This is a genomic window from Bradyrhizobium zhengyangense, assembly GCF_022012435.1.
In the GTDB taxonomy this organism is placed as follows: domain Bacteria; phylum Pseudomonadota; class Alphaproteobacteria; order Rhizobiales; family Xanthobacteraceae; genus Bradyrhizobium; species Bradyrhizobium zhengyangense.
In genome coordinates, this window is the sequence record NZ_JAKLUA010000001.1 from 695,104 (window position 1) to 718,867 (window position 23,764).

The 23,764-nt window shown below is 63.6% G+C and carries 22 protein-coding genes; 9 read left to right on the top strand and 13 right to left on the bottom strand.

Translation table 11 applies throughout. From position 1 onward, the window contains the following. The first annotated feature begins 169 nt into the window (after positions 1 to 169). The 4 genes from L6637_RS03390 to L6637_RS03405 all read left to right on the top strand — a co-directional run bounded on the left by L6637_RS03390 (position 170) and on the right by L6637_RS03405 (position 4,514). Complete coding sequence (locus L6637_RS03390; protein WP_237857973.1) at positions 170 to 1,246, top strand: methyl-accepting chemotaxis protein; 1,077 nt, start codon at positions 170 to 172, stop codon at positions 1,244 to 1,246. Between the two features lie 339 nt (positions 1,247 to 1,585). Beyond that, positions 1,586 to 2,251, top strand: a complete 666-nt coding sequence (locus tag L6637_RS03395; RefSeq protein WP_237859365.1) for a helix-turn-helix domain-containing protein — start codon at positions 1,586 to 1,588, stop codon at positions 2,249 to 2,251. 434 nt (positions 2,252 to 2,685) lie between these two features. Then, the gene (locus L6637_RS03400) at positions 2,686 to 3,894 is read left to right on the top strand and encodes a hypothetical protein (protein ID WP_237857974.1); all 1,209 of its coding nucleotides are present in this window, start codon (positions 2,686 to 2,688) and stop codon (positions 3,892 to 3,894) included. 137 nt (positions 3,895 to 4,031) lie between these two features. After that, positions 4,032 to 4,514 (top strand): bleomycin resistance protein, encoded by a 483-nt coding sequence (locus tag L6637_RS03405; protein ID WP_237857975.1) that lies wholly within the window; start codon positions 4,032 to 4,034, stop codon positions 4,512 to 4,514. An 86-nt stretch (positions 4,515 to 4,600) separates the two neighbouring features. Here L6637_RS03405 and L6637_RS03410 read toward each other — a convergent pair whose 3' ends face one another. Next, the gene (locus L6637_RS03410; protein ID WP_237857976.1) at positions 4,601 to 5,596 is read right to left on the bottom strand and encodes a helix-turn-helix domain-containing protein; all 996 of its coding nucleotides are present in this window, start codon (positions 5,594 to 5,596) and stop codon (positions 4,601 to 4,603) included. Here L6637_RS03410 and L6637_RS03415 point away from each other — a divergent pair. The 3 genes from L6637_RS03415 to L6637_RS03425 all read left to right on the top strand — a co-directional run bounded on the left by L6637_RS03415 (position 5,540) and on the right by L6637_RS03425 (position 9,283). Beyond that, the gene (locus tag L6637_RS03415) at positions 5,540 to 5,767 is read left to right on the top strand and encodes a hypothetical protein (RefSeq protein ID WP_237870043.1); all 228 of its coding nucleotides are present in this window, start codon (positions 5,540 to 5,542) and stop codon (positions 5,765 to 5,767) included. The genes L6637_RS03410 and L6637_RS03415 overlap by 57 nt on opposite strands. 324 nt (positions 5,768 to 6,091) lie before the next feature. Then, positions 6,092 to 7,105, top strand: coding sequence for a formylglycine-generating enzyme family protein (locus tag L6637_RS03420; protein WP_237869178.1), 1,014 nt, complete (start codon positions 6,092 to 6,094; stop codon positions 7,103 to 7,105). Between the two features lie 75 nt (positions 7,106 to 7,180). Further along, complete coding sequence (locus tag L6637_RS03425; protein WP_237857978.1) at positions 7,181 to 9,283, top strand: adenylate/guanylate cyclase domain-containing protein; 2,103 nt, start codon at positions 7,181 to 7,183, stop codon at positions 9,281 to 9,283. 9 nt (positions 9,284 to 9,292) lie between these two features. Here L6637_RS03425 and L6637_RS03430 read toward each other — a convergent pair whose 3' ends face one another. From L6637_RS03430 to L6637_RS03460, 7 genes are all read right to left on the bottom strand, one after another. Continuing rightward, positions 9,293 to 10,294 carry a L,D-transpeptidase family protein gene (locus tag L6637_RS03430; RefSeq protein ID WP_237869180.1) on the bottom strand — a complete coding sequence of 334 codons (1,002 nt, stop codon included), beginning with the start codon at positions 10,292 to 10,294 and terminating at the stop codon, positions 9,293 to 9,295. An 88-nt stretch (positions 10,295 to 10,382) separates the two neighbouring features. Further along, on the bottom strand, positions 10,383 to 11,387 hold the full coding sequence (locus tag L6637_RS03435; RefSeq protein ID WP_237869182.1) for a 4-hydroxythreonine-4-phosphate dehydrogenase PdxA: 1,005 nt from the start codon (positions 11,385 to 11,387) through the stop codon (positions 10,383 to 10,385). Continuing rightward, positions 11,384 to 12,919 carry a tripartite tricarboxylate transporter permease gene (locus tag L6637_RS03440; RefSeq protein ID WP_237869184.1) on the bottom strand — a complete coding sequence of 512 codons (1,536 nt, stop codon included), beginning with the start codon at positions 12,917 to 12,919 and terminating at the stop codon, positions 11,384 to 11,386. The genes L6637_RS03435 and L6637_RS03440 overlap by 4 nt, the downstream gene beginning before the upstream one ends. A gap of 10 nt (positions 12,920 to 12,929) precedes the next feature. Continuing rightward, positions 12,930 to 13,412 (bottom strand): tripartite tricarboxylate transporter TctB family protein, encoded by a 483-nt coding sequence (locus L6637_RS03445; RefSeq protein ID WP_237869186.1) that lies wholly within the window; start codon positions 13,410 to 13,412, stop codon positions 12,930 to 12,932. A gap of 16 nt (positions 13,413 to 13,428) precedes the next feature. Then, entirely contained in the window at positions 13,429 to 14,421 is a 993-nt protein-coding gene (locus L6637_RS03450) for a Bug family tripartite tricarboxylate transporter substrate binding protein (RefSeq protein WP_237869188.1), read from the bottom strand. 55 nt (positions 14,422 to 14,476) lie between these two features. Beyond that, positions 14,477 to 15,736, bottom strand: coding sequence for a CaiB/BaiF CoA transferase family protein (locus tag L6637_RS03455; RefSeq protein ID WP_237869190.1), 1,260 nt, complete (start codon positions 15,734 to 15,736; stop codon positions 14,477 to 14,479). A gap of 9 nt (positions 15,737 to 15,745) precedes the next feature. Further along, a complete protein-coding gene (locus tag L6637_RS03460) occupies positions 15,746 to 16,540 on the bottom strand; it encodes an enoyl-CoA hydratase/isomerase family protein (protein WP_237857985.1) in 795 nt (264 codons plus the stop codon). A gap of 115 nt (positions 16,541 to 16,655) precedes the next feature. Here L6637_RS03460 and L6637_RS03465 point away from each other — a divergent pair, with 115 nt between their 5' ends. Beyond that, positions 16,656 to 17,321 (top strand): GntR family transcriptional regulator, encoded by a 666-nt coding sequence (locus L6637_RS03465; RefSeq protein WP_237857986.1) that lies wholly within the window; start codon positions 16,656 to 16,658, stop codon positions 17,319 to 17,321. Positions 17,322 to 17,339: 18 nt separating this feature from the next. Here the strand turns inward: L6637_RS03465 and L6637_RS03470 are convergent, their stop codons facing one another. Then, the gene (locus tag L6637_RS03470; RefSeq protein ID WP_237857987.1) at positions 17,340 to 18,266 is read right to left on the bottom strand and encodes a LysR family transcriptional regulator; all 927 of its coding nucleotides are present in this window, start codon (positions 18,264 to 18,266) and stop codon (positions 17,340 to 17,342) included. 97 nt (positions 18,267 to 18,363) lie between these two features. Between L6637_RS03470 and L6637_RS03475 the strand changes: the two genes are divergently transcribed. Beyond that, positions 18,364 to 19,239 carry an ABC transporter substrate-binding protein gene (locus tag L6637_RS03475; protein WP_237857988.1) on the top strand — a complete coding sequence of 292 codons (876 nt, stop codon included), beginning with the start codon at positions 18,364 to 18,366 and terminating at the stop codon, positions 19,237 to 19,239. A gap of 7 nt (positions 19,240 to 19,246) precedes the next feature. Here the strand turns inward: L6637_RS03475 and L6637_RS03480 are convergent, their stop codons facing one another. From L6637_RS03480 to L6637_RS03495, 4 genes are all read right to left on the bottom strand, one after another. Continuing rightward, positions 19,247 to 19,966 (bottom strand): haloacid dehalogenase type II, encoded by a 720-nt coding sequence (locus tag L6637_RS03480; protein WP_237857989.1) that lies wholly within the window; start codon positions 19,964 to 19,966, stop codon positions 19,247 to 19,249. A gap of 142 nt (positions 19,967 to 20,108) precedes the next feature. Next, positions 20,109 to 21,110 carry a class II fructose-bisphosphatase gene (gene glpX / locus L6637_RS03485; protein WP_128952004.1) on the bottom strand — a complete coding sequence of 334 codons (1,002 nt, stop codon included), beginning with the start codon at positions 21,108 to 21,110 and terminating at the stop codon, positions 20,109 to 20,111. 80 nt (positions 21,111 to 21,190) lie between these two features. Then, positions 21,191 to 22,507: a homoserine dehydrogenase gene (locus tag L6637_RS03490; RefSeq protein ID WP_237869192.1), complete on the bottom strand. Its 1,317-nt coding sequence runs from the start codon at positions 22,505 to 22,507 to the stop codon at positions 21,191 to 21,193. A gap of 28 nt (positions 22,508 to 22,535) precedes the next feature. Continuing rightward, the gene (locus L6637_RS03495; RefSeq protein ID WP_237859368.1) at positions 22,536 to 23,756 is read right to left on the bottom strand and encodes an LL-diaminopimelate aminotransferase; all 1,221 of its coding nucleotides are present in this window, start codon (positions 23,754 to 23,756) and stop codon (positions 22,536 to 22,538) included. Positions 23,757 to 23,764 lie beyond the last annotated feature (8 nt).

A 23,764-nucleotide genomic window follows, 5' to 3' on the forward strand; every position in this document is an offset into this window, starting at 1 on the left:
AGCGGTGGATTGCCGAAATGCTGAGCGAGTTGACTACCATTTGAGCAGTCACGCGGACAGCAAATTAAGTGAGCGTTAGCAGGAATCTTCGAAAACGAGTCTCATTCGATCTGTAATTTTTAGTTCCGGGTCATTGCAGGTCAGACGTCATTGCCAAGGGAAGCCCCCGATGTCTGTTGCGCTGGGTTTGAAATCCAAGCCTGTTACCACTGAGCCCGCTAACGACGATTCCGACATTTCCGCGCTGATCAACCGCCTGACCGCGGAGGTCAACCAGATCGCCGTCGACAAGACCAAGTCGATCCAGCAGATCACCAACCAGATGAAGATGCTGGCGCTGAACGCGCTGATCGAAAGTTCGCGGGCCGGCGCGCAAGGCGCGGGCTTTGCTGTGGTGGCGCAGGAGGTGCGCGGCGTCGGCCAGCAGGTCGAGACCATCGCCCGCGAACTCGAGACCCAGCTGACCAAACGCACCGGCGATCTCGTCGCCTCGATCGAGCGCATGAGCCAGCGCTCGCGCGGCGAGCGCATGATGGACTTGTCCCTGAACGCGATCGAGCTGATCGACCGCAACCTTTATGAGCGCACCTGCGACGTGCGCTGGTGGGCGACCGATTCTGCCGTGGTCGATTGCGCCGCCTCGCCCGCTCCGGCCGCGGTCAGCCATGCCACGCAGCGCCTGGGCGTCATTCTCGGCGCCTACACCGTTTACCTCGACCTCTGGCTCTGCGACCTCGACGGCAACGTCATCGCCAATGGCCGCGCGGATCGTTTTCGCGTCGTCGGCCAGAACGTCGCCCACACCAAATGGTTTCGCGAGGCGAAGACCTTGCGCTCCGGCGACGACTATGTCGCCGGCGACGTCGAGAACCAGCCGCTGCTCGGCAACGCCCAGGTCGCAACCTACTGCGCCAGCGTCCGCGCCGGCGGAGAGGCTCACGGCGCGCCGATCGGCGTGCTCGCCATCCATTTCGATTGGGAGCCGCAGGCGCGCGCGATCGTGCAGGGCGTGCGCGTCGGCGACAGCGACAAGGCCCGCGTACTGCTGGTCGACTCGCATTTCCGCGTCATCGCCGCCTCCGACGGCCAGGGCATTCTGAGCGAGCGCATCTCGCTGTCGCTCAACGGCGAGCGCTCCGGCTTCTACCAAGACCGGACAGGCGCGATGGTCGCCTTCCACGCGACGCCGGGCTACGAGACCTATCGCGGCCTCGGCTGGTACGGCGTGATCGTCTGCGGGGCGTGAGGCTGGAGCCGGCCGGCACGGCTCCCCAATCCAAATCGTGAAAACAACCCCATGCACAGTAGCGAGAGTGCTGCTTGCACGGAGCTTGAGCTCGTTGTTGACACGTCGGGCAAAACACCGCCGACCTGCGATGGTCGCGAGGTCTGAGACCCGCTTTTCCCTCGAGCCGTGAACGCGCCCGCCTGGCCACACGGCGGGCTCCCTCGGGCATTCCCAGCAGCTGCCCCTTCGGACATCGTGGCTCCGGACAATTACGTAGGTCGCGGCGAATTTGCGCTCGATCAAAGCCGGCACGGTTCCCGCTGCCAATTATTCCCGAAAATCACGGGAGGTCGGCCCATGCTGGTTAGAATCAATACGGCGCAGCGCCGTCCGATCGACGGTCATCTGGCTGCCGTTGCTGGCAATCGCGCGCTCTGCAGTGAATTCAGGTATCGCAGAGGCAGCGAGATTTTCGGCGAGGGCGAGGACGCAGAATACGTTTACCAGATCAACTCCGGAGCCGTGCGTACCTACAAGCTGCTCCCGGACGGTCGGCGCCAAATCAACGCGTTTCATTTGTCCGGCGACATGTTCGGTTTCGAGAACAACGAAACGCACCGCTTTACCGCCGAAGCTATCGTCGAAACCGATGTGCGCATCATGACGCGAAGCAATCTTCTGGGAGCGATGCCAAACCAAGGCGCCGGGCCAAAGCACCTCATCGGCTTCGTCACCCAAAATCTTCAGCACGCCGAAAACCACATGCTGCTTCTGGGGCGGAAGACATCGTTGGAGAAGGTCGCTGCATTCCTGCTCGAAATGGACGACCGGCTGGCACATCCGCGAGTCATGGACCTGCCGATGACGCGTCGCGACATTGCAGACTACCTCGGACTTACCCTCGAAACCGTCTCGCGCGCCCTGTCGATCTTGCGAGACGACGATATCTTGCGATTTGACGGAACAACCCAGCGACGGCTCGAGGTGCTCGATCGAACCCGGCTTTCGCGGCTCGACGCCTGATTTCGTGGCGGAGGCTGCTTGGCTCGACCGGGGCGAGAGCCGCTTAGATCTCTGCAAGGCCAATGGGAGGAATGGTCATGCTCATCAAGACACTCACATTGCACTCCCTTACGTACCTGGTGGGGATTACCAGCTCGGTCGCGGCTTACCAGAATGCCCGTTGGAGTCCGGGTATGGACCAGACAGACACGCGTCAGATTGTTCTTCGCGCAACCAAGAGCGATAGACTGCCCGTCACGTTGACCAGATCTCACGCCCGCGACAACGTACCCACACGAGTGCCGGCAGTCGTCAAGCCCGGCATCGGGGATGCTTGTAAGCCGCCGATCGACGTCCGTGGACGCTGCTTTGCTTCGGTGGCTTTCAACAGTCAGGCTGCGTGACTCCTTTGCCGTCAGCGACCGAGCGCCCCATCCATCAACAGTGAGCCAATGATGCCTCATCGATCGCATCCAGGCAGCGGTTTCCTCACGGACCATTCGCAAGACTTCTCGCTGATCCTCGGAGGTCCGGTCTTCCGGCTCCTGCGTCGGGCCCATTTGACCGGCAACAAGCTGGAATTTGCGCCACGGCGCACTTTGGTGATCTCGCTGTTTTGCTGGCTTCCGCTTCTCGCCCTTTCGCTCTTCGAGGGAGACGCACTTCACGGCCGCGTGCCGGTTCCGTTCCTGTTCGACGTGGAGGTCTACACCCGCTTCCTGCTCGCCATTCCACTCCTCCTGGAGGCCGAGATTATCGTGCACCGGCGCATGCGCTTCATTGTGAAGCAATTCCTGGAGCGCAACTTGATACCGGAAAATCAAATGTCGCGGTTCGACTCGGCGATCGAGTCGGTCGTTCGACTCCGCAACTCCATGCTCGCTGAGGTGCTGCTATTCCTATTCGTGTACATCGTCGGAATCCTTGTCATCTGGCGACATTACATCGCACTCGACACGGTCACTTGGTACGCGAAACCGGCCGTTGGCGGCGCGCAGCTTTCACTCGCCGGAATGTGGTTCAGCTACGTAAGCCTCCCGATCTTCCAGTTCCTGCTGTGCCGCTGGTACTTCCGAATGTTCATCTGGGCGCGCTTCCTCTGGCAGGTCTCGCGCATTGAATTGAGCCTGATGCCGACACACCCGGATCGCGTCGCGGGCCTGGGCTTTCTGTCGGACATCCTTTACGCGTTTATCCCGCTCCTGCTGGCCCATGGCGTTCTGCTTGCCGGTGTTCTCGGCAACCGCATCTATCACCTCGACGCCAGACTGTCTGACTTCGTGCTTGAAATCCTGTCGCTTGTCGTCTTTCTCGAGTGCGTCACGCTTGGCCCCCTGCTGGTTTTCGCCTCCCAACTTGCTCACGCCAAGCGGCAGGGTCTTCGGGAGTATGGCACGCTGGCCGAGCGCTACGTGCGCGAGTTTGACGCGAAATGGATGCACGGAACACCATCGAACGAACCATTGGTCGGCAGTAGCGATATTCAATCACTCGCCGATCTGGGCAATAGCCTGGAGGTGGTGCGGACAATGCGTGTTGTCCCCTTCACCAAGGAAACAATCTTGCAGCTGGCCATCGTAACGGCTTTGCCGGTGCTCCCGCTCTTGCTGACGATGATTCCCCTGGAGGAGCTGGTGAAGAAATTGTTGGGAATCTTGTTCTAGCCGGACGGTCCTACGAACGTTCGAGGTTTCCGCGGGTAATCTCAACGTCTGCCCGCATCATTTGGCGGCTGGCCTCCGCATCACTGCGCTGCGATAACTGCCCTCACTAACGATTCAACAGATCAGGCGACGCCGCAATGCCCACACCACTCCTGTCCGACCCCGTTGCCCGCGCCACCTCCCCGAGCACGGGACACGCACCGCCCGACGGCTTTGCCGATCTCGTGCCTGAGCTCAGCGTTTCGAACATCGAGGCCAGCCTGTCGTTCTGGCGCGACCTGCTCGGCTTTGCGATTGCCTATGACCGTCCCGATGCCCGATTTGCCTATCTCGTCAGGGGGCGCCTCCAGGTGATGCTGTGCGAATTGAACGGCCGCTGGGAAACCGCCGAGATGCAGCGCCCATTCGGTCGCGGCATTAATTTACAGATGGTCGTCGACCGCATCGATCTGATCCTGAAAGCGCTCGACGGTGCGAAATGGCCGCTCTACGAGCCGCCAAATGAAGCTTGGTATCGCGCCGGCGACCTCGAGGTTGGGCAGCGCGAGTTTCTCGTGCAGGATCCCGACGGCTATTTGATCCGCCTCGTCGAACGCCTTGGGACACGCGGGCCGTCGTGACGCGCACCTGGGCTTTGGTGCCGTCGACCACTGCCCAGATCTGCAGGGAAACATGGCCGCGGCTGCGGCCCATCAGGGTCGCAGAGTTACCCGAGTTCGGCCCTTGCGATGTCGTCCCCTTCAGCCAGCAATGTCACCCCGCCGAGCGTCTGCGACGGGCGCTCCCCGAACATTGCCAGGTAATATTGCGCGAACCGGCCGAGCTCATAAAAGCCCTGCCCCATCGCGACGGCAGCCACGGTGACCGAACCGGGCGCGCTGTCGCGCAGGATGGAATGAACCGCGCAAAGCCGCTTGTGGCGGAGGAAGCTGACCGGGCCCAGGCCGAAAACCTCCTGAAAGGCGCGGTGCAGGGTACGCCGCGATACGCCGAGCGCAGCGCAGATCTCCGCCACATGCACCGGGCGGTTGCCGGCCGCGTCGAGATGCTCTTCGACCCGACGGATCAGCCGCCTTGCCGACGGCAGCCAACCCTCGTCGTCGGGCGGCAGCGCCGACATGACATTCGCCGCCATACATTCGACGATCGATCGTTTCCAGAAATCGGCCGTGGAGGGCGTCAGGCCGCCGCTGTGCGTGCGCAAATGCGACATGATCCGGACCAGGCGGCGCGAGGCAATCGCGCCGGTCTCGATATCCGCCCGGAAATGGCCGCGGCTGCGCCAGGTGTCGGGATCGCTCAACCGCGCTTCACCGCCGAATAGCGAAGTCACCTCGCCAAGATCGAACCGCATGGCGGCATAAGCAGATGCGCCGTGAAAAACCCCGTCATGCTCCAGCAGCGGCGGGATCACCAGCACGTCGTTGAGCTGCATGTCGAACGACCAATGCGCGACGCGCTCTTCGGCCGACAGCAGCATTCCGATGATCAACTTGTCATCGCTGGAGACACGTTGCGTGCGCATGCCGACGTTGAAGGTGCCGATGCTGAGCGAGAAATCGTCGATGCCGACATGGGACAATGTCCCGCGCAAACGCCCGCGGCCGAGCTGCATCACGTCGACATGAGAGCCGTGGACGGCCTGGTGAAGGCCTTCAAAACCGTCCAGCCTTTTCGAATCAACCAGAAGGAATTGCCCCATGGCTGTACCCTGTTATGGAAGCGCGACAATTCTGCGGCAACCGACAGTACAATACCACCGCAAGGCGAGGTGGATGCGACAATCTGCCTTGGCATTTTGAGTCAAACGCTAGGGAATCCCGGCGAGACAATTGCTTGCGGAGTGCCGCAATTGCCCGGATTTGCAGCATGACTTGATTAAGCCTCGCCTCGCTTGCGCGTCCTGGCACAATTTGCACATCACAGCCGGTCAATCTTCGGATACCTTTTGCAACCTCAGCGATATCGATCGAACGCGCTTTGCGGATGGCAGAGTGCACGCGGCAATGACGTGCCGTGTGCCCAAAAGCGTGCGCGCAAAGGAAAGAGATGTTGACGCAATGATGCGTCGTCCCTTCCCGAGCGCCAAAAAAGAGGAGGACCAGACAATGTGTCCAACATGCCCGGGAACGTGCCGTCGTCTGCTGAAGTCCGCGCCGTAGCGTCAGCTGGAATACGCGTATTGGAGTTTCCAACGATGCTGCGGGCGGATCTGACTCACCGCGAGTGGTTGCCGGATGACGCGAAGACCGGCGAGATGGTCTTCATCCCCGGCGGAACGTTTCGCATGGGATCCGACCATCATTACCCAGAGGAAGCGCCGAGCCATCGCGTCTTCGTCGACGGCTTCTGGATCGATCGGACGCCTGTTACCAACAGGCAGTTCAAGCAGTTCATCGACGCAACAGGCCATGTCACTGAGGCCCAGATCATTCCTGACGCGAAGGACTATCCCGGAGCGCTGAAGGAGATGCTCTACGCGGGATCGCTGGTGTTCTCGCCGCTGCCCCGCATCACCGATCTCACCGACTGGAGCCAGTGGTGGTCGTTCGTGCGAGGCGCGAACTGGCGCCACCCCTACGGCCCCGGCAGCAACATCAAAGGCCTCGACGACCATCCGGTCGTGCATGTCTCCTTTAGCGATGCCGCCGCTTATGCGCGCTGGGCAGGCAAGGAGCTGCCGACGGAAGCCGAATGGGAATTCGCTGCGCGCGGCGGGCTCGAGGGGGAAGAGTTTGCCTGGGGCGATGCCCTTATGCCCGGCGGCAAGCACATGGCCAACATCTGGCAGGGCAACTTCCCTGTCCAGAATCTCGGCGAGGATGGGTACGAGCGTACCTCGCCGGTCATGGCCTTCCCGCCCAACGGCAACGGCCTCTACGACATGATCGGCAACGTCTGGGAATGGACTTCGGACTGGTGGTCGGCCCGGCACTCAGCCGATGCCGCAAAGCCCTGCTGCATTCCGCAAAACCCTCGCGGGGGCCGCGAGGATGCAAGCTACGACCCTCGCCTCCCCGACATCAGGATTCCCCGCAAGGTTCTCAAGGGCGGCTCGCATCTCTGCGCACCGAACTATTGCCGCCGCTATCGCCCCGCCGCGCGCCACGCCGAACCGGTCGACACCTCGACCAGCCATGTCGGCTTCCGTTGTGTCGCGCGCACGCCCCTCGTCATTCACCGCGAACAAGAAGGATCTGCTGCAACATAGGGAGTGTTGCATGAGCAGCGAGTTGGAGAACAACACCAACTCGAAAATACTGGCGGAGGCGCTAGCGCAGCTCCGATGACCGGAGAACCGACAAAGCGGCAATTCAGCATCGGCTTCCAGACATCGATCATCACGGTGTTCGTGGGCGTGGTGCTGCTTGTCGGCTTGACCCTGGTCTATCTCAGCTTCGCGCGGGTGACATCGATCACGCGGACGGCGGCGCGCGGCTTCATCGAGAAGGTGGCGCAGCTCGGTGCTGACCATGTCGACGAGCGGTTCAAGACCGTACGCGACAATCTCGACATCCTCTCTGGCCTGCCGGCGATTCAGGGGGCAGAGATCGCCGACAATACGCGGCTCTACGCCCTGATGGCGGCGATGCTGCGCAACAATCCGCAGCTGTTCAATCTCTATGTCGGCTATGAGGACGGATCGTTCATCGAGATGGACGTGATCGACCGCGCCAGGCCAGCGTTCAGAACGGGATTGAAGGTCGATCAGGACGCAGCGTTCCGGCTGGTCGTGGTCGCGCGGACGGCGGGAGCAGCGCCGGTCACGCAATATCTGTCGGAGAACCTGATCGAGGTCGCGGAGGTCCCCGGCCCCACCGGCTACGACCCGCGGCAACGGCCCTGGTATGTCGAGGCGTTCAAGAACGACAAGACGCTGCTGACAGGGCCTTACGTGTTCTACGCCACGGGCGAGCCCGGCTACACGCTGCGCACGCCCTTGAAGGAAGGCCGCCACGGCGTCGTCGCCGGCGACGTCCTGCTTAACCGGTTCGAGGCGATGCTGGCGGAACAGAAGCTCGGGCAATCCGGGCAAGCGTTCCTGTTCAACGATGCCGACCGCATCGTCGGCCATCCCGAGATGACCCGTCTCATGACGGAGATTCCCGAACGACAGGACGACCTGCCGCAGGTCGGCGCGCTGAAGCTGCCGGGGCTGGTTCCGATCATCCGCTCCTGGCGCGACGGCGGGCCGGCCCAGCAGTTCTTCGACGATCAGGCCGGCCGCACCTATATCGCGGCGGTCCACCGGCTCGACACCACCGGCTCGGCCAATGTCCGGCTCGCGATCATCGCGCCGCTCGACGAGTTTTATGCCCGGATCATCAACGAGCGCCGTACCCTGTTCGCGCTGGCGCTCGCCTTCGTCGGCGCCACGCTGCCGTTTGCATTCTGGCTGGGATCGCGCATGGCCGAGCCGCTGCGCAAGCTTGTCCAGGAGACCGACGCGATCCAGCGCTTCGACCTCGCGGAGCGGCCCCGCATTCGCTCCGCCATCGCCGAGATCGAGGAACTCGGCCGCTCGGTCTTCACCATGCGCAGCGTGGTCAGCAGTTTTGCCAGCTTCATCCCGCGCCCGATCGTACGGCAGCTGATCGAGACCGGCGCCTCGCTCCGCCTCGGCGGCACCAGGCGCGAGGTCACAGTGCTGTTCACCGACGTCGCCGACTTCACCGCAAAGACCGAGCGGGCCGACCCGTCGCAGGTGATGATCTACACCTCGCGCTATTTTGCGGTCCTCTCGGACGAGATCATGCGGCACCGGGGCACGGTCGACAAATATATCGGCGATGCCGTGATGGCGCTCTGGAATGCGCCGGCTGACGATCCTGACCATACCATCAACGCCTGCCGCGCCGTTCTGGCGTGCCTTGCCGCGAACGAGGCGCTCAACAAGCAGTTCCGGCATGAGAGCTGGCCGCCTTACGACACCCGGTACGGCCTGAATGTCGGCGACGCCGTGGTCGGCAATGTCGGCTCCAGCGACCGCATGAACTACACTGCGCTCGGCGCCACCGTGAACCTGGCCTCGCGGCTCGAGGGCCTCAACAAGAACTACGGTACGCATGTGCTGGTCAGCGCCGCCGTACGCGAACGCGTCGGCCATGCGTTCCTTTTCCGCAGCGTCGACAGCATCACCCCGAAAGGGTTTGCCGAGCCGATCGAGGTCAGCGAACTGCGCGGCGAACTGGCGCAGGCCGACGCGAGCGAGATCGCGATGTGCAGACACTGGGACGAGGTCTTTGCCTCGATCGCACAGGATGGCCCGGCGGAGACTACCCTGGTCCGGCTCTCCGGTTTCCTGCACGACTATCCCAGAGACAGCGTCGCACAATTTCATGCGACGCGGTTTCGCAACGCTGCCCAGGGGACGAGCGCGGAGGCGTGACCTGAGGGTTTACCTGGCAGCGGTCGGGTAAACGCCTTCCGTGAACACCACAGGCGTTCCCTTGGCGACGCTGGCAGCTACCCGTTCGGCATTCCAGTTGGTCAGGCGTACGCAGCCATGCGATTGTCCCTTGGAGATATTTTGCGGCGACGGCGTGCCGTGGATGCCGTAGCCGTCGGCGGACAGATTGATCCACATCGTGCCGACCGGATTGTTCGGCCCGGGCATGATCTTGAAGGGTTTTCGGGAATGAACGCCCTTGAAATGATAGGCGGGATTGTAGCGATAGGTCGGGTTTGGATCGATCTCGGTGACCTTCAGCGAGCCTGACGGCGACGGCTTGTCCTCGCTGCCGACACTCGCCGGATAGAACCCGATCAGCGCATTCGACTTGTCGAACAGTTTTACGGTTTGCCTGACCTTGTCGATCTCGACCCTGTCGGCCTTGGCAGGCGTAGCGCCCTCGCCTGCGTCGACCACGGCGATGGTCTCGCCGGCGCGATCGAAGTGACGCCCCGGATTGAGCGCCGCCAGCAGCTGCTCGCTCATGTGAAACCTCTCGGCCAGCTCTTCGCGCGGACTGGTGTAGCCGAGCTTCGGAATGTCCTTCATGTCTTCCATCTTGGACGGAAGCCTGCGCAGGAACGGGCCTGAGACGTCCTTGTCGGTGATGGTGTAGGTCGTCATCGGCGACCGCGCGTCCGCCTGGAGCGCCTTCCAGACGTCATCCGTCACCTGATCCGAAGCAGGCACTTGCCGCGCTTCGGCATAGGCGCGAAGCGCCTTCCTGGCATTCTCGCCGAATCTGCCGTCGATCTCGCCGGGAGAGAAGTGCGCCCGGTCCAGCAGGACCTGAAGACGCACCCCGGCCGGGGTCGGCTTCTCGTTCGACAGGGTCTTCTTCGAAGGTTCGGCGGACGCGATGGCGGCCGCGTCCATTGCCGCGGCGATCGCCGGTGTGGCGACAAGGGCGGAGAACGCAACGGCAAGAGCAACCTTCATTGCTGGCATGTTCCAGCTCCGACGGGATTCGTTCGTCGGATTGGCAACTCGGCTCGACGGCGGAAGTTTCCAGTTTTTCCTGAACCGCGAACGACGTTCAGGCGTCGCGCCGCCCAGCCATCTCCGCCGCGAGCAGCACCGCGGCGCGGCTGGCGCCTATCGATGCGACGCCCTGGCCTGCGATGTCGTAGGCGGTGCCGTGTGCGGGCGTGCAGATCGGAAACGGGAAGCCGCCGAGCAAGGTGACGCCACGATCGAACCCCATCAGCTTCATCGCGATCTGGCCCTGGTCGTGATACATCGTCAGCACCGCATCGAAGGCGCCTGCCTTGGCGCGCAGGAACACGGTGTCGGCCGGAAACGGCCCGTCCACGGCAATGCCGTCGCGCTGGCCGGCTTCCACCACCGGCGCAATGACATCGATTTCCTCGCGGCCGAAATTGCCGCCGTCGCCGGCGTGCGGATTGAGGCCCGCGACCGCAATGCGCGGCCGCGCGAACCCGGCATTGCGCATGCAGGTATCGGTCAGTTTCAGCGCGCGCTGGATGCGCTCGCTCGACAGTTTTGCAGCAACATCCCTCAGCGGAATGTGCGAGGTCACGCGTGCATTCCAGAGCGCACCCAGCACGTTGAATTCGCTGGCCGGCGTCCGCAAGCCCACCACCTCCGCGGAGAAGGCGATCTCGTCGTCATACTCCGAGCGCGCGAGCCGCATCGCCGCCTTGTTGAAGGGCGTGAAGCAAACGGCATCGACCCGGCCATCCCTGCCAAATTCGAGCGCCCGCTTGTAATTGGCCAGCGCAAACTGGCCGCCCGCAAGGCTCGCCACGCCGCGCTCGATCCGCGCGGGTTCGAGGTGGCCGAGATCGAGGAATAGCGTATCGCCTGTGAGCTCATCGAAATCGGCGCCCTGCTCCACCGCCGTCAGTTCAGGCGCGACACCTGCGACCTTCGCGCCCGCGTCGAACACGCGGCGGTCGCCGATGACCACGAGCCGGCACCGTGCGCGGATATCATCCTGCGTAACGAGTTTTGCCGTCAGCTCCGGACTAATGCCGGCAGGATCTCCCATCGCCAGCGCAATCAGCGGCTTTCCGGTCATATGATCACCTTTTCCTGGGTCGTCGTTTCGATGCTGGCGGGCTTGCGGAAAATGCGCGCGAACAGCTGCAACGCCAGCGGCAACAACAGCAATGCGATCCCGGCGACCACGAGGCACGTCACCAGCTTGTTGGCGAAGAAGATGCCGAGGGATCCCTTGGACATCAGCATCGACTGTCGGAACGCATCCTCGGCCTTGTCGCCGATGACGATGGCGAGCACCAGCGGCGCCAAGGGATAGAACAGCTTCTTGAAGAGATAGCCGACGACGCCGAAGCCCAGCATCATCACCACGTCGAGATAGGAGCTCGAAACCGAATAGGCACCGACGACGCAGATGATCACGATCAGCGGCGCGATGACCACGAAGGGAATCCGCATCAAGGCGGCGAACACGGGCACGGTCAGCAGCACCAGAGCGACCGCGACGATGTTGCCGACATACATCGAGGCAATCAGGCCCCAGACGAAGTCTTTCTGGTCCACGAACAGCATGGGACCTGGATTGAGGCCCCAGATCATCAGCCCGCCCATCATGACCGCCGCAGTCGCCGAGCCGGGAATGCCGAGCGAAAGCATCGGCAACAGCGCGCTGGTGCCCGCGGCGTGATCGGCCGTCTCGGGCGAAATGATGCCTTCGACCTCGCCGGTGCCGAAGTAACGGCCGCGGCGCGAGAAGCGGCGGCCGATACCGTAGCTCATGAAGGAGGCCGCGGTCGGGCCGCCCGGCGTGATCCCCATCCAGCAGCCGATCGCCGCGCTCCGCAGCAACGCAACGCTGTGGCGTGGCAGGCGGCCGACCGCACGGAACACCTCCAGCCAGTCGATCTTCGAGGAAACGGCACGGGCGTGAAACTCCTCCTCGACCGCGACCAGCAGCTCGCCAATGCCGAACAGGCCCATCACCGCGACGACGAAATTCACGCCCTTGACGAGCTCGTCGATGCCCATGGTGAGACGGACGCTGCCGGAGACGGTGTCGATGCCGATGGCGGCGATCGCAAAGCCGATCGCGAGCGCGACGACGGTCTTGATCGGAGCTGCGCCGCCCATGCCGACAAAGCTGGCAAAGGCCAGGAAATAGACCGCGAAATATTCCGCCGGACCAAACGCGAGGGCGACCTGCGCGACCCATGACGCCAGGAAGGTAATCAGGATGACGCCAACAAGCGCACCGAACGCGGCCGAGCCGAAGGCGGTGGCCAGCGCCGTGGTTGGCCTTCCGTCGCGCGCCATCGGATAGCCATCGAACGTGGTGGCGACCGATGACGGCTCGCCGGGGATGTTGAACAGGATCGAGGTCACGGATCCCCCGAACAGCGCGCCCCAATACATGCTGGAGAGCAGGATGATCGCCGAGACCGGCTGCATGCCAAAGGTCAGCGGCAGCAGCAGCGATACCCCGTTCGGCGCGCCGAGCCCTGGCAACACGCCGACGAGAATGCCGAGCAGAACGCCGACGACCATCAAGGCCAGATGCGGCACGGTAACCGCGATGGTGAAGCCGTGGAGGAGCTCCGAGAGATTATCCATCGCGCTCCCCTCAGAACCCCAGCGCCGCGGCGAGCGCGCCGTGCGGCAGCGACACCTGGAACATGCGCTCGAACACGACATAGAGCGCGAGCGCCGTGGCCGCCGCCGTCACCGCCGATAGCAAGACAGATCGATGCCGCGGGATTGCGAGCACCGCGAGAACATAGGCCGCCGACGCGACATACATCCCGAGCAGCGGGATGGCGGCGACGAAGATTGCCGCCGGCACGAACAGGCCCGCCAGTCGCCGCAGCTCGATCGACGTGATGGCGACGGGAACGCTCGCCAGCGAAGCCGCCGGCATCACGCCGCGCGTCAGATTGTAGAGACTGCCGGCGACGATGATGATGCCAGTCAGGAACGGAAATGTGCCTGACTCGACACCCTCGGTCGACCAGCCGATGCCGTTGTCCAGGCTCTGGACCGCCACAGCGACGCCAAAGCTGCCGGTGAGGATGGCGGTCGCAACTTCGAGGGCGCGGCGTGAGATCATGGAAGGCTCCTGATCCTCACTTGACCAGCCAGCCCTGCTCGCTTGCCACTTGTTTCACGTGCTCGAGATCCTCCTTGATGAACTTGTCGAACTCGGCACCGGTCAGGAACGTGTCGACCTGGGAGGTCTTCTCGATGTAGTCCTTCCATTCCGCTGTCGCCTGCACCTTCTTCATGAGGTCGACATAGTAGGCAGCCTGCTCCGGCGTGACCTTGCCGGGCAGCCAGACCGTCCGCGGCTGCTCATATTGCTTGATGTCGAGTCCCTGCTCGACGCAGGTCGGAACGTCGCCCCAGCCTTCGGTGGCCGTGATCTTGGGACCTTGCGGCAGGTGCTTCGGGCTGAACACGCAGAGCGGACGCTGCGTGCCGCCGCGCCACTGCCCCAAGCTCTCACTGGGATTGTTGACGTGGGAATCGAGATGCCCGCCGGCGAGCTGCACGGCAGCCTCGGCGCCGCTCTTGAAGGGAATATAGGTGAGCTTGACGTGCCCGGTCTTCTCGATCATGCGCGTCAGCACCTCGTCGGTGTCCTTGGACTGCGCGCCGCCCATCTTGAAGTCGCCTGATGCAGCCGCCTTCAGATAGTCGCCGGCGGTTTTGTAGGGCGCGTCCTGTTTCACCCAGAGCAGGAACTCGTCCTGCGCCATCGCCGCGATCGGGGTCAGGTCCGTGTAGTTGAAGGCGACCTTGGAGACGAGCGGCTGCTGCCAGGCGTTCGAGGTGCCGAAGATCACCTTGTAGGGATCGCCGGCGGAGGCCTTGCCGTAGACATAGCCTTCGGCGCCGCTGCCGCCCCCCTTGTTGACGACGACGATCGGTTGATCCGTCAGCTTGTACTTGGTGATGATGTTTTGCACCGCGCGGGCGAGATTGTCGGTGCCGCCTCCGGGACCGGCGGTCGCCACAAACTCGATCGGCTTCTGCGGCTGCCACGCCGCGAACGCAGGCATCGGGCCTGCGAGCACGGTCGCGCTGACGGACAACAGGAAGAGAGACGTCCCACGCATGATTTCCTCCAACTGATTTTTTCTGTTTTGTTAGATCAATCGTCTCGACGTCCGCTCAGGCGACGCGTTCTTCGCGCTCCCCCGCGGCCGAGACGATTGCACCTTCTTGCTCGAGCGCTTCGATTTGCGTCTGGTCGAAGCCGTGCTCGGCCAGCACCTCGCGCGTATGTTCGCCATAGACAGGCGCGCCTGATGCGACCTTGCCCGGGGTCTCCGAGAATTTGACCGGCAGCCCGATCGTCTTGACCGGGCCAAGCGTGGAATGCTCGACCTCTACGACCATCTCGCGCGCCAGCGTCTGGGGATCGCTCAAGGCCTCGAGCATGTTGTGCACAGGGCCGCAAGGCACGCCCTTCTCGTCCAGCGCCGCGAGCCAGTGCGCGCGCGTCTGCGTCCGGAAACGTTCACTCAGGACAGCTTCGAGCTCTTTCAAATTCGCCATGCGGTCGGCGCCAGTGACGAAGCGCGGATCGGCGGCGAGTTCGCTCGCGCCGAGCGCTTCCAGCATCAGCAGCCAGTGCTTCTTGTTGGCGCCGCCGACCACGAGCCAGCCGTCGGACGCCTCGAACGCCTGATATGGCGCATTGAGCGGATGGGCCGAACCCATCGCGCGCGGCGCGGTGCCGGCGGCGAGCGCAATGGTCGATTGCCAATAGGTCTGCACCAGCGCGGCCTCATAGAGCGACGTCTCGACCCACTGCCCCTCCCCGGTCTTCAGGCGATGCGCATAGGCGGCGAGGATGCCCATGCTCGCGAGCAGGCCGGCGGTGATGTCTGATAGCGGCGGGCCGCATTTGACCGGCGGGCCATCGGGACGCTCGCCGGTGAAGCTCATGATGCCGCTCATGGCCTGCGCGACAAGGTCAAAACCGCGGCGGTGTTTGTAAGGGCCGGTGCGACCGAAACCAGACAGGGAGCAATAGATCAGAGATGGAAACTGCTTGTGCAGCTCTTCGTAGCCGAAACCCAGCCGTTCCATCGCGCCCGGCGCAAAATTCTCGACCAGCACGTCGGCGTCTGCGATCAAGCGCCGCAACACCTCCTTGCCGCCATCGGTCTTGAGATCCAGCACGATGCCCCGCTTGTTGCGGTTCATCATCAGGAACGAAGCGGCCTGGTCACCAATTTTGGGCGGCACCGAATGGCGGGTGTCGTCGCCGTTCGGCCATTTCTCGATCTTGATGACGTCGGCGCCCATGTCGGCGAGCATCAAGGTGCAGGTCGGCCCCGCCATGACGTGGGTGAGATCGATAACCTTGAGGCCGGCAAGCGGGCCGGAGCGGCGTGAGGCGGATTGCGAACGATCGCTTTGCATCGGGGCGTCCTATTGTCCGCGCCACTGCGGGGCGCGTTTGCTGAGGAAAGCATCGAGCCCTTCGCGAAAATCCTGGCTCGTGTAGCACATCAGGATGAGGTCTTCGCCTTCGTCCCGCGTCAGCCGCCGTTGCAGGCGGGCGACCGCCTGCTTGGTCGCGTTCAGCGTCAGCGGCGCATGGCTGGCAACGAGGCGCGCGACCTCGTCGGCGCGCTTGTCGAGCGCCGCAAGGTCCTCGACGACCTCACCAAGCAGCCCGATTCCTGCGGCCTCGGCTGCATCGACCAGCCGCGCTGTGAAGATCAGATCCTTGACCCGCGCCGCCCCGATCAGCGCAGTGAGACGGCTGACATTGGACATCGAGAGGCAATTGCCGAGCGTCCGGGCAATGGGAAAGCCGATCTTGGTGCTCGATGTGCCGATGCGCAGGTCGCAGGCGGCGGCAATGCCCGCCCCGCCGCCGGTGCAGAAGCCGTTGATCGCGGCGATGGTGGGCACCCGGCATTGTTCGAGCGTGGTGAGCACCCGATCGATCCGGTTCTCGTAGTCGATCGAGTCCTGCGGCGTTTTGAACTCGCGGAACTGGTTGATGTCGGTGCCTGAGGCGAAGGCCTTGTCGCCGGCCCCGCGCAGCACGAGCACCTTGATGGACCTGTCGTCATTGGCCTGCTCGCAAATCGCCGCGAGCCGCTCATACATGGCGAAGGTGAAGGCGTTGCGCGCCTGCGGGCGGTTGAACGTGATCAGTCCGATCCCGTCCCTGCATTCAAAAACGAGGTCGTCCGCCGCTACGGCTTGGTCCATTTCCTCGATCCCATCTGTTTTTGCATTTTTGAATGCAAAAGTTGTGATTTTCAAGATATAATTACCTAACTTTCGTCTATTGGATCATTTTTGAATTCAAAAATAGAGATGTCCCATGCTGCATGAGGAGGTCGTTGGCCGCATCCGCGACATTCTGCTCGACGGCGAGATCCCGCCGGGCGCGCGGATTCCAGAGCGCGAGCTGTGCGAACGGCTGGAGATCTCGCGCACGCCGCTGCGCGAAGCGCTCAAGGTGCTGGCGGCCGAGGGCCTCGTTCAGCTGCTGCCGCATCGCGGCTCGCGCGCGGCAAAGCTGACCGACAAGGACATGCGCGACCTCTTCGAGGTCTGCCAGGGCCTCGAGGCGCTGGCGGGCGAGCTCGCCTGCGAGCGCATCACTGATCGCGAGATTGCGGACATTGCCGCGGCGCACGCCGCCATGGTGCAGCATTATCGCGAAGGCGATCTGATCCAGTATTATCGCGGCAACCGCGCCATCCACGAGGGGATCGTCAACGCCGCCGGCAATCCCGTGCTTGCGGGGCTCTACGCATCGGTGACCGCGCGCATCCGCCGCGCCCGCTACGTCACGCCGATGACGCCACAGCGCTGGGCCCTCGCCGTCAGCGAGCACGAAGCCATCCTGAACGCACTCCAGCGCCGCGACGGCGCCGGCCTCTCGCACATCTTGCGCGCGCATCTGCGCCACAAGCGCGAAGAGGTCTTGCAGGCGGGCTTTGCGGAAACGGAATCGAGCGAGCCCACGCTGAAGATTGCGTGAGGCGGCCTCCCTCGCCTGCTAGGCGCGGTTGCCGAACAGACCGAGCGTGACCGACCGCAGCCAGCGGTGGGCGGGATCGCGATGGTAGCGCTCGTGCCAGTATTGGGCGATCTCGATCCGCGGCAATGCGACCGGCGTCTTGAACACGGTCATCCCGAGCGGTTCGGCGAGGATCGCGGCAAGGTTGGCGGGCAAGGTCGCAACCCCGTCGGTTTGCGAGGCGACGATCGCACCGGCAATGAAGCTCGGCACCTGCAACAGGATATTTGTGCGCGCGATTGCGCGCGTCAGCACGCGCTGCGTTTCGAGATGGGCCGCATGCCCGGTCTCGGACGCGGTGATCAGGATATGGTTCTCGTCGAGGAATCCCCGCCGCGTGCGCGCCGCCGACGGCCTCGGATGGCCGCGCCGCACGACGCTTGCGTAGCCGTCGGAATAGAGCCGCTGCGAGCGAAGATGCCCGGCCGCGCGCGGCAAGGCGCCGAGAGCAAGGTCCGCCTCTCCCGACGCCAGCTTGACGGCAAAGTGCCGGGAATCGAGCGGGATTGCGCGCACCTGGACATGCGGCGCGAGTTCGGAAAGACGCGCGACCAAAGGCGGCAGGAACCGCACCATGCCGACGTCGGTCAGAAGCAGACTGAAGGTCTTCTCGGATTTCGCGGGATCGAACGGCAGCCGCTCCTGCCAGAGCCGATCCGCCATCTCGAGCAGGGCGCGGATTTGCTCAGCCATCTCGACGGTACGTGCCGTCGGCTGCACGCCGCTGCCGCGCCGCACGAACAGGGGATCGTCGAAACGCAGCCGCAGGCGCGCCAGCAGCTTGCTGATCGCGGGCTGCGTCGTCTCGAGGCTCACGGCCGCGCGCGTGATGCTGCCCTCGCGGATCAAGGCGTCGAGCACGCGCAAGTCGCGGAAGTCGATCCCGGAAGATTCCATTGTTGGCATGTGAAACATTCCCTGGCGGCCATGGATTGAGCTTCGCGCTTTGCTATCCTGTCGTCAATCGAACGGTCGAAAGACCGCAGCCGACACGGAGGACGCCATGACCAAATTCGTGATCGAGTCTCACTTCCGCCTGCAGGAATGGGTGGCCGAGGAGAAGGGCTACTTCCGCGATGAAGGGCTCGATTACGAGTTCCGCGAGCTGATCCGCTCGACCGAGGGCCAGCACCACAACAAGGTCAATGAAGGTGCCTTCCAGAGCATCGAGAAGGGCCGCAAGGCCGACGTCAGCTGCGCCTGCCACTGGACCGTCAACGTCGCCGCCTCGAACGGTCACGCCAAGCTCTACGCCGACGTCTATTCGGTCGCACCTTCAGGCATCTTCGTTCCCGCGGATTCGACGATCCGCACACCCGCCGATCTCGCCGGTGTACCGATCTCGGTCGGCTTCCAGTCAGGCAGCCATTATTCGACGATCCAGGCGCTCGAGCCGTATCTTGCGCCCGGCCAGATCAATCTCACCTTCGAGGACGGCATGCTCTTCCGGCGGATGGAGCTGCTGTTCGAAGGCAAGAGCGAGGCAGCCTCTTTATTCAACGGCCCCTATTATTTCGCGGAGCAGCTCGGCTATCGCAAGATCATCGATACGACGTTCATGATCGCGTCCATGATCAATGGCGATCCGGCGCCCGAAGACATCAAGCGCTACTTCCGCGCGCTGAGGAAGGCTCAGCGCGACATCGACCTGCGTCCTGAGCTGTTCACGCACTACTACAAGAATGAATTCCCGGACCGCTTCCACGCAGCCATGGACACCAGGCGCTGGGGCCCGGGCGAGCGCATCGTGTTCGAACCCTATACGCGCGAAATCTACGAGCAGTCGTTCGACTGGATCGAGAAGCACGGGATCTTCAAGGACGGTACGATGGGGGACGGCAGCTACGACAAGGCAACGGTGGCGTTCGGGAGAATTTGAGCGCTCGTTAGCAGCCGAGCTTGTCGGCGATGCCGCCAAAATCCTTCGCGATGATGTCCCAATTGCCAGTCGCGTCGAAATCGACCTTCTGCAACGGCCCGTACTCAGTCGGCCGCGCGACGAACGCGGTCTTGAGACCGTACTTCTGCGCAGCGGCGAGATCGCCATTGTGGGCGGCGACCATCATCACCTGCTCGGGCTTGAGGCCGAGAAGCTTTGCGGCGCCGAGATAGGTTTCGGGATCGGGCTTGTAGTGCTCGAACAGCTCGGCCGACATGATGAGGTCCCAGGGCAGGCCTGCGAACTTCGCCATGTTGGTGAGCAATGCGACGTTGCCGTTCGACAGCGGCGCGATCACGAATTTGGTCTTCAGCCGTGTCAGGCCGGCGACGCTGTCGGGCCAGGGATTGAGGCGGTGCCAGCCCTTGGTGAGATGATCGAGATCGGTATCGGTGAGGCCCTTGATCGCGAACTTCTCGACCAGCTTTTCCAGCGAGCGGCGATGCAGATCGTCGAGCATGACATAACCGCGCTCGGGATGCTCACGTACGTCCTGCATCGAGGCGACATACATGCCGCGCCAGCCATCGACGAGCGCGGTCCAGTCGGCGTTGATGCCGCGGCCCTTCCCCCACCACATGAAGTCGGTGATCAGGCTGGTGCGCCAGTCCACGACGGTACCGAACACGTCGAAGATCAGGGCTTTGACGGCGGAGAGATCGGACATGGGCGCTTCCCCTGATTATTCTTGTTGTCGTTCCGGGGCGCGCAGAGCGCGAACCCGGAATCCAGAAGTTGTGGCGCGAGATTCCGGGTTCTCCGGGCCGCGCGCTTCGCGCGGTCCCGTCGCCCCGGAATGACGGAGGCACCTAGTCCAAATGGAACTTCGCGAGCTCGCGGTGTTCGGCCTTGATGTAGCGCACGGTGCCCGTGACGGAGCGCATCACCACCGTCTCGGTCTCGATTACGCCGTCCTTGCGGAATTTGACGCCCGACAGCAGTGAACCGGTCGTGACGCCGGTGGCGGCGAACAAGCAGTCGCCGCGCGCCATGTCCTCGATGCCGTAGATCATCTTGGGATCGTTGACGCCCATCTTGGCGGCGCGCTCGATCTTCTCACCGGAATCGAGGATCAGCCGGCACTGCATCTGGCCACCGATGCAGCGTAGCGCCACGGCCGCGAGCACGCCTTCCGGCGCGCCGCCAGTGCCGAGATACATGTCGACGCCGGTGTTGTCAGGGTCGGCGGTGTGGATCACGCCGGCAACGTCGCCGTCGGTGATGAGGCGGACGGCAGCGCCGGTCGAGCGCACGCTCTCGATGATGCTGGCATGACGGGGACGGTCGAGCACGAGCACAGTGATGCCCTCAGGCTTGACGCCCTTGGCCTTGGCGAGACGGCGGACGTTTTCGGCCGGCGATGCGTCGAGCTCGACGACACCCTTGTCGTAGCCCGGACCGATCGCGAGCTTCTGCATGTAGACGTCGGGCGCGTGCAGCAGCGTGCCGCCGTCGGCCATCGCCATGGTGGCGATCGAGCCCGGCATGTTCTTGGCGCACAGCGTGGTGCCTTCGAGCGGGTCGACCGCGATATCGACCTCGGGGCCGGCATTGACGCCGACCTTCTCGCCGATGAAGAGCATCGGCGCTTCGTCGCGCTCGCCCTCGCCGATCACGATGGTGCCCTGGATCGGCAGCTTGTTGAGCTCGCGGCGCATCGCGTCGACGGCGGCCTGATCGGCGGCCTTCTCCTGCCCGTGCCCGCGCAGCCGCGCCGACGACACCGCCGCCCGCTCCGTTACGCGCACGATCTCCAGCGTGAGAATGCGCTCGAGCAATGCTTGCGGCGGCACTGAAATATGGGTCGACATCGGCTAACTCCTTCGAAACGTTTGAGACGGAAATCTCCGTCCGCATCAACTCGTAACACCCACAGTTCGTTCGAACCGTGTCAGTTCTTCTCTATCCGTATGACCTGCGGCCGCCCGCTGATCACCTTGTCCTTCTGCACGGCGGAAAGCGCGCGGCGCACGGCGTCCTCATGCGTGGCGTAGGTGATCAGAATGACGGGCACGGGGACCGCCTTGCCGTCGGCCGGCGCAGCGCCGCCATTGGGATGACGCTGCACGATCGACTCGATCGAAATCTTCTGCTCTGCGAGCCGGGTCGCGATTGCAGCCGCGGTGCCCGGAAAATCGCGCGCCAGCAGGCGGATGTAGTAGCCGCCTTCGTGCCGCTCCATCGGCGCCTTCCTGGTGTCGCGAAGCTGCGCGATCGGCCGGCCGAACGGGTTGGCGCGAATGCCGCGCGCGACGTCGGCGATATCGGCAACGACAGCGGATGCGGTCGCAGCACCGCCTGCACCGGGGCCGACCAGCGTGATCGGCGGAATACCCTCGCCATCGATCGTGACCGCATTGGTGACACCCATCACCTGCGCGATCGAGGATGTCTTGGGAACCATGGTCGGATGCACGCGCTGCTCGATGCCCTTGGCGGTGCGAACGGCAACGCCGAGCAGCTTGACGCGGTAGCCGAGATCAGCGGCCGCGCGAAGATCTTCCGGTGCGATGGAGGAGATACCTTCGACATACACCGCGCTTTGAGCAACTTTCGTGCCGAAAGCGAGGCTGGCGAGGATCGCAAGCTTCTGCGCGGTGTCGTGGCCATCGACGTCGAAGGACGGGTTGGCTTCGGCATAGCCGAGCCGCTGCGCATCCTTGAGGCACTCGGCGAACGACAGGCCCTCCTGCTCCATCCGCGTCAGGATGTAATTGCAGGTGCCGTTGAGGATGCCGTAGACGCGGTTGATGCCGGTTCCGGCAAGACCTTCACGTAATGTCTTGATGACGGGGATCGCCGCGCCGACCGCTGCCTCGTAGTTCAGCGCACCGCCATGCTTTTCAGCGGCCTTTGCCAGCTTGATCCCGTGCTTGGCGAGCAGCGCCTTGTTCGCCGTGACAACAGATTTGCCGGCGCTCAGCGCGGCTTCGACCGCCGAGAGCGCGGGATCGCCGGCGCCACCCATCAGCTCGACGAAGCAGTCGACCTCCGGATGCGTAGCGAGGGCAAGCGGATCCTTCACCCATTCGACGCCGCGCAGGTCAATGCCGCGCTTCTTGGCCTTCGAGCGCGCGGTGACGGCGACGACGCGAATGCCGCGGCCGCTGCGGCCCGCAAGCACGCGCGCCTGCGTTTCGATCAAACGGACAACTTCGGCACCCACGGTGCCGAGCCCCGCTATGCCCACTTTCAGGGGTGCAACCATGATGCTTCAGTGAACCTGCAGAAGAGAATTAGCGCCTGGTGGCGAGTGGAACGACGTTGTGCAACGTTTCGATGCCGCTTTCAAGGAAGCGGCGCACACCGCGCGCGGCCTGCCTGATCCGTTGCTCGTTTTCCACCATGGCGATGCGGACATATCCTTCACCATGCTCGCCGAAGCCGACGCCGGGCGAGACCGCGACGCCTGATTTCTCCACCATCAGGGTTGCGAACTGCATGCTGCCGACGCTGCGGAAAGCCTCCGGAAGCGGCACCCAGGCGAACATCGAAGCTTCCGGCGGCGGAATTTCCCACCCCGCCCGGCCGAATGATTCCACAAGCGCGTCGCGGCGCTTGCGATAGGTGTCGCGCATCTCCTTGATGCAATCATCAGGACCGTTCAGCGCCGCGGTTGCGGCGACCTGCACGGGCGTGAAGGCGCCGTAGTCGAGATAGGATTTGACGCGGGCGAGCGCTGCGATGACGCGGTCATTGCCGACCGCAAAGCCCATGCGCCAGCCAGCCATCGAATAGGTCTTCGACATCGAGGTGAACTCGACGGTGACGTCGATCGCGCCGGGCACCTGGAGCACCGAGGGCGGCGGATTGCTCTCGTCGAAATAGACCTCGGCGTAAGCGAGATCCGACAGGATCAGGATCTCGTGCTTCTTCGCAAACGCCACGAGGTCCTTGTAGAAATCGAGGCTCGCGACATAGGCGGTCGGGTTCGAGGGATAGCAGACCACGAGCGCGAGCGGCTTCGGAATCGAATGCACGATCGCGCGCTCCACCGCCTCGAAGAATTGCGGCGTCGGCTCCGAGGGCACCGAGCGGATCACGCCGCCCGCCATCAAAAAGCCGAAGGCATGAATCGGATAGCTCGGGTTCGGGCAGAGGATGACGTCGCCGGGCGCAGTGATGGCCTGCGCCACGTTGGCAAAGCCTTCCTTGGAGCCTAGCGTCGCCACCACCTGGGTGTCGGGATTAAGCTTCACGCCGAAGCGGCGCTCGTAATACGCAGCCTGGGCCCGGCGCAGGCCGGGGATGCCGCGGGAGGCCGAGTAGCGGTCGGTGCGCGGCTTGCCCAGCGTCTCCTTGAGCTTCTCCAGCACGTGTGGCGGGGCCGGCAGATCCGGATTGCCCATGCCGAGATCGATGATGTCGGCGCCGGCATTCCGCGCGGCCGCCTTGGCCCGGTTGACCTGCTCGAACACGTAGGGCGGTAGGCGGCGGATGCGGTAAAACTCTTCCATGGGTCCAG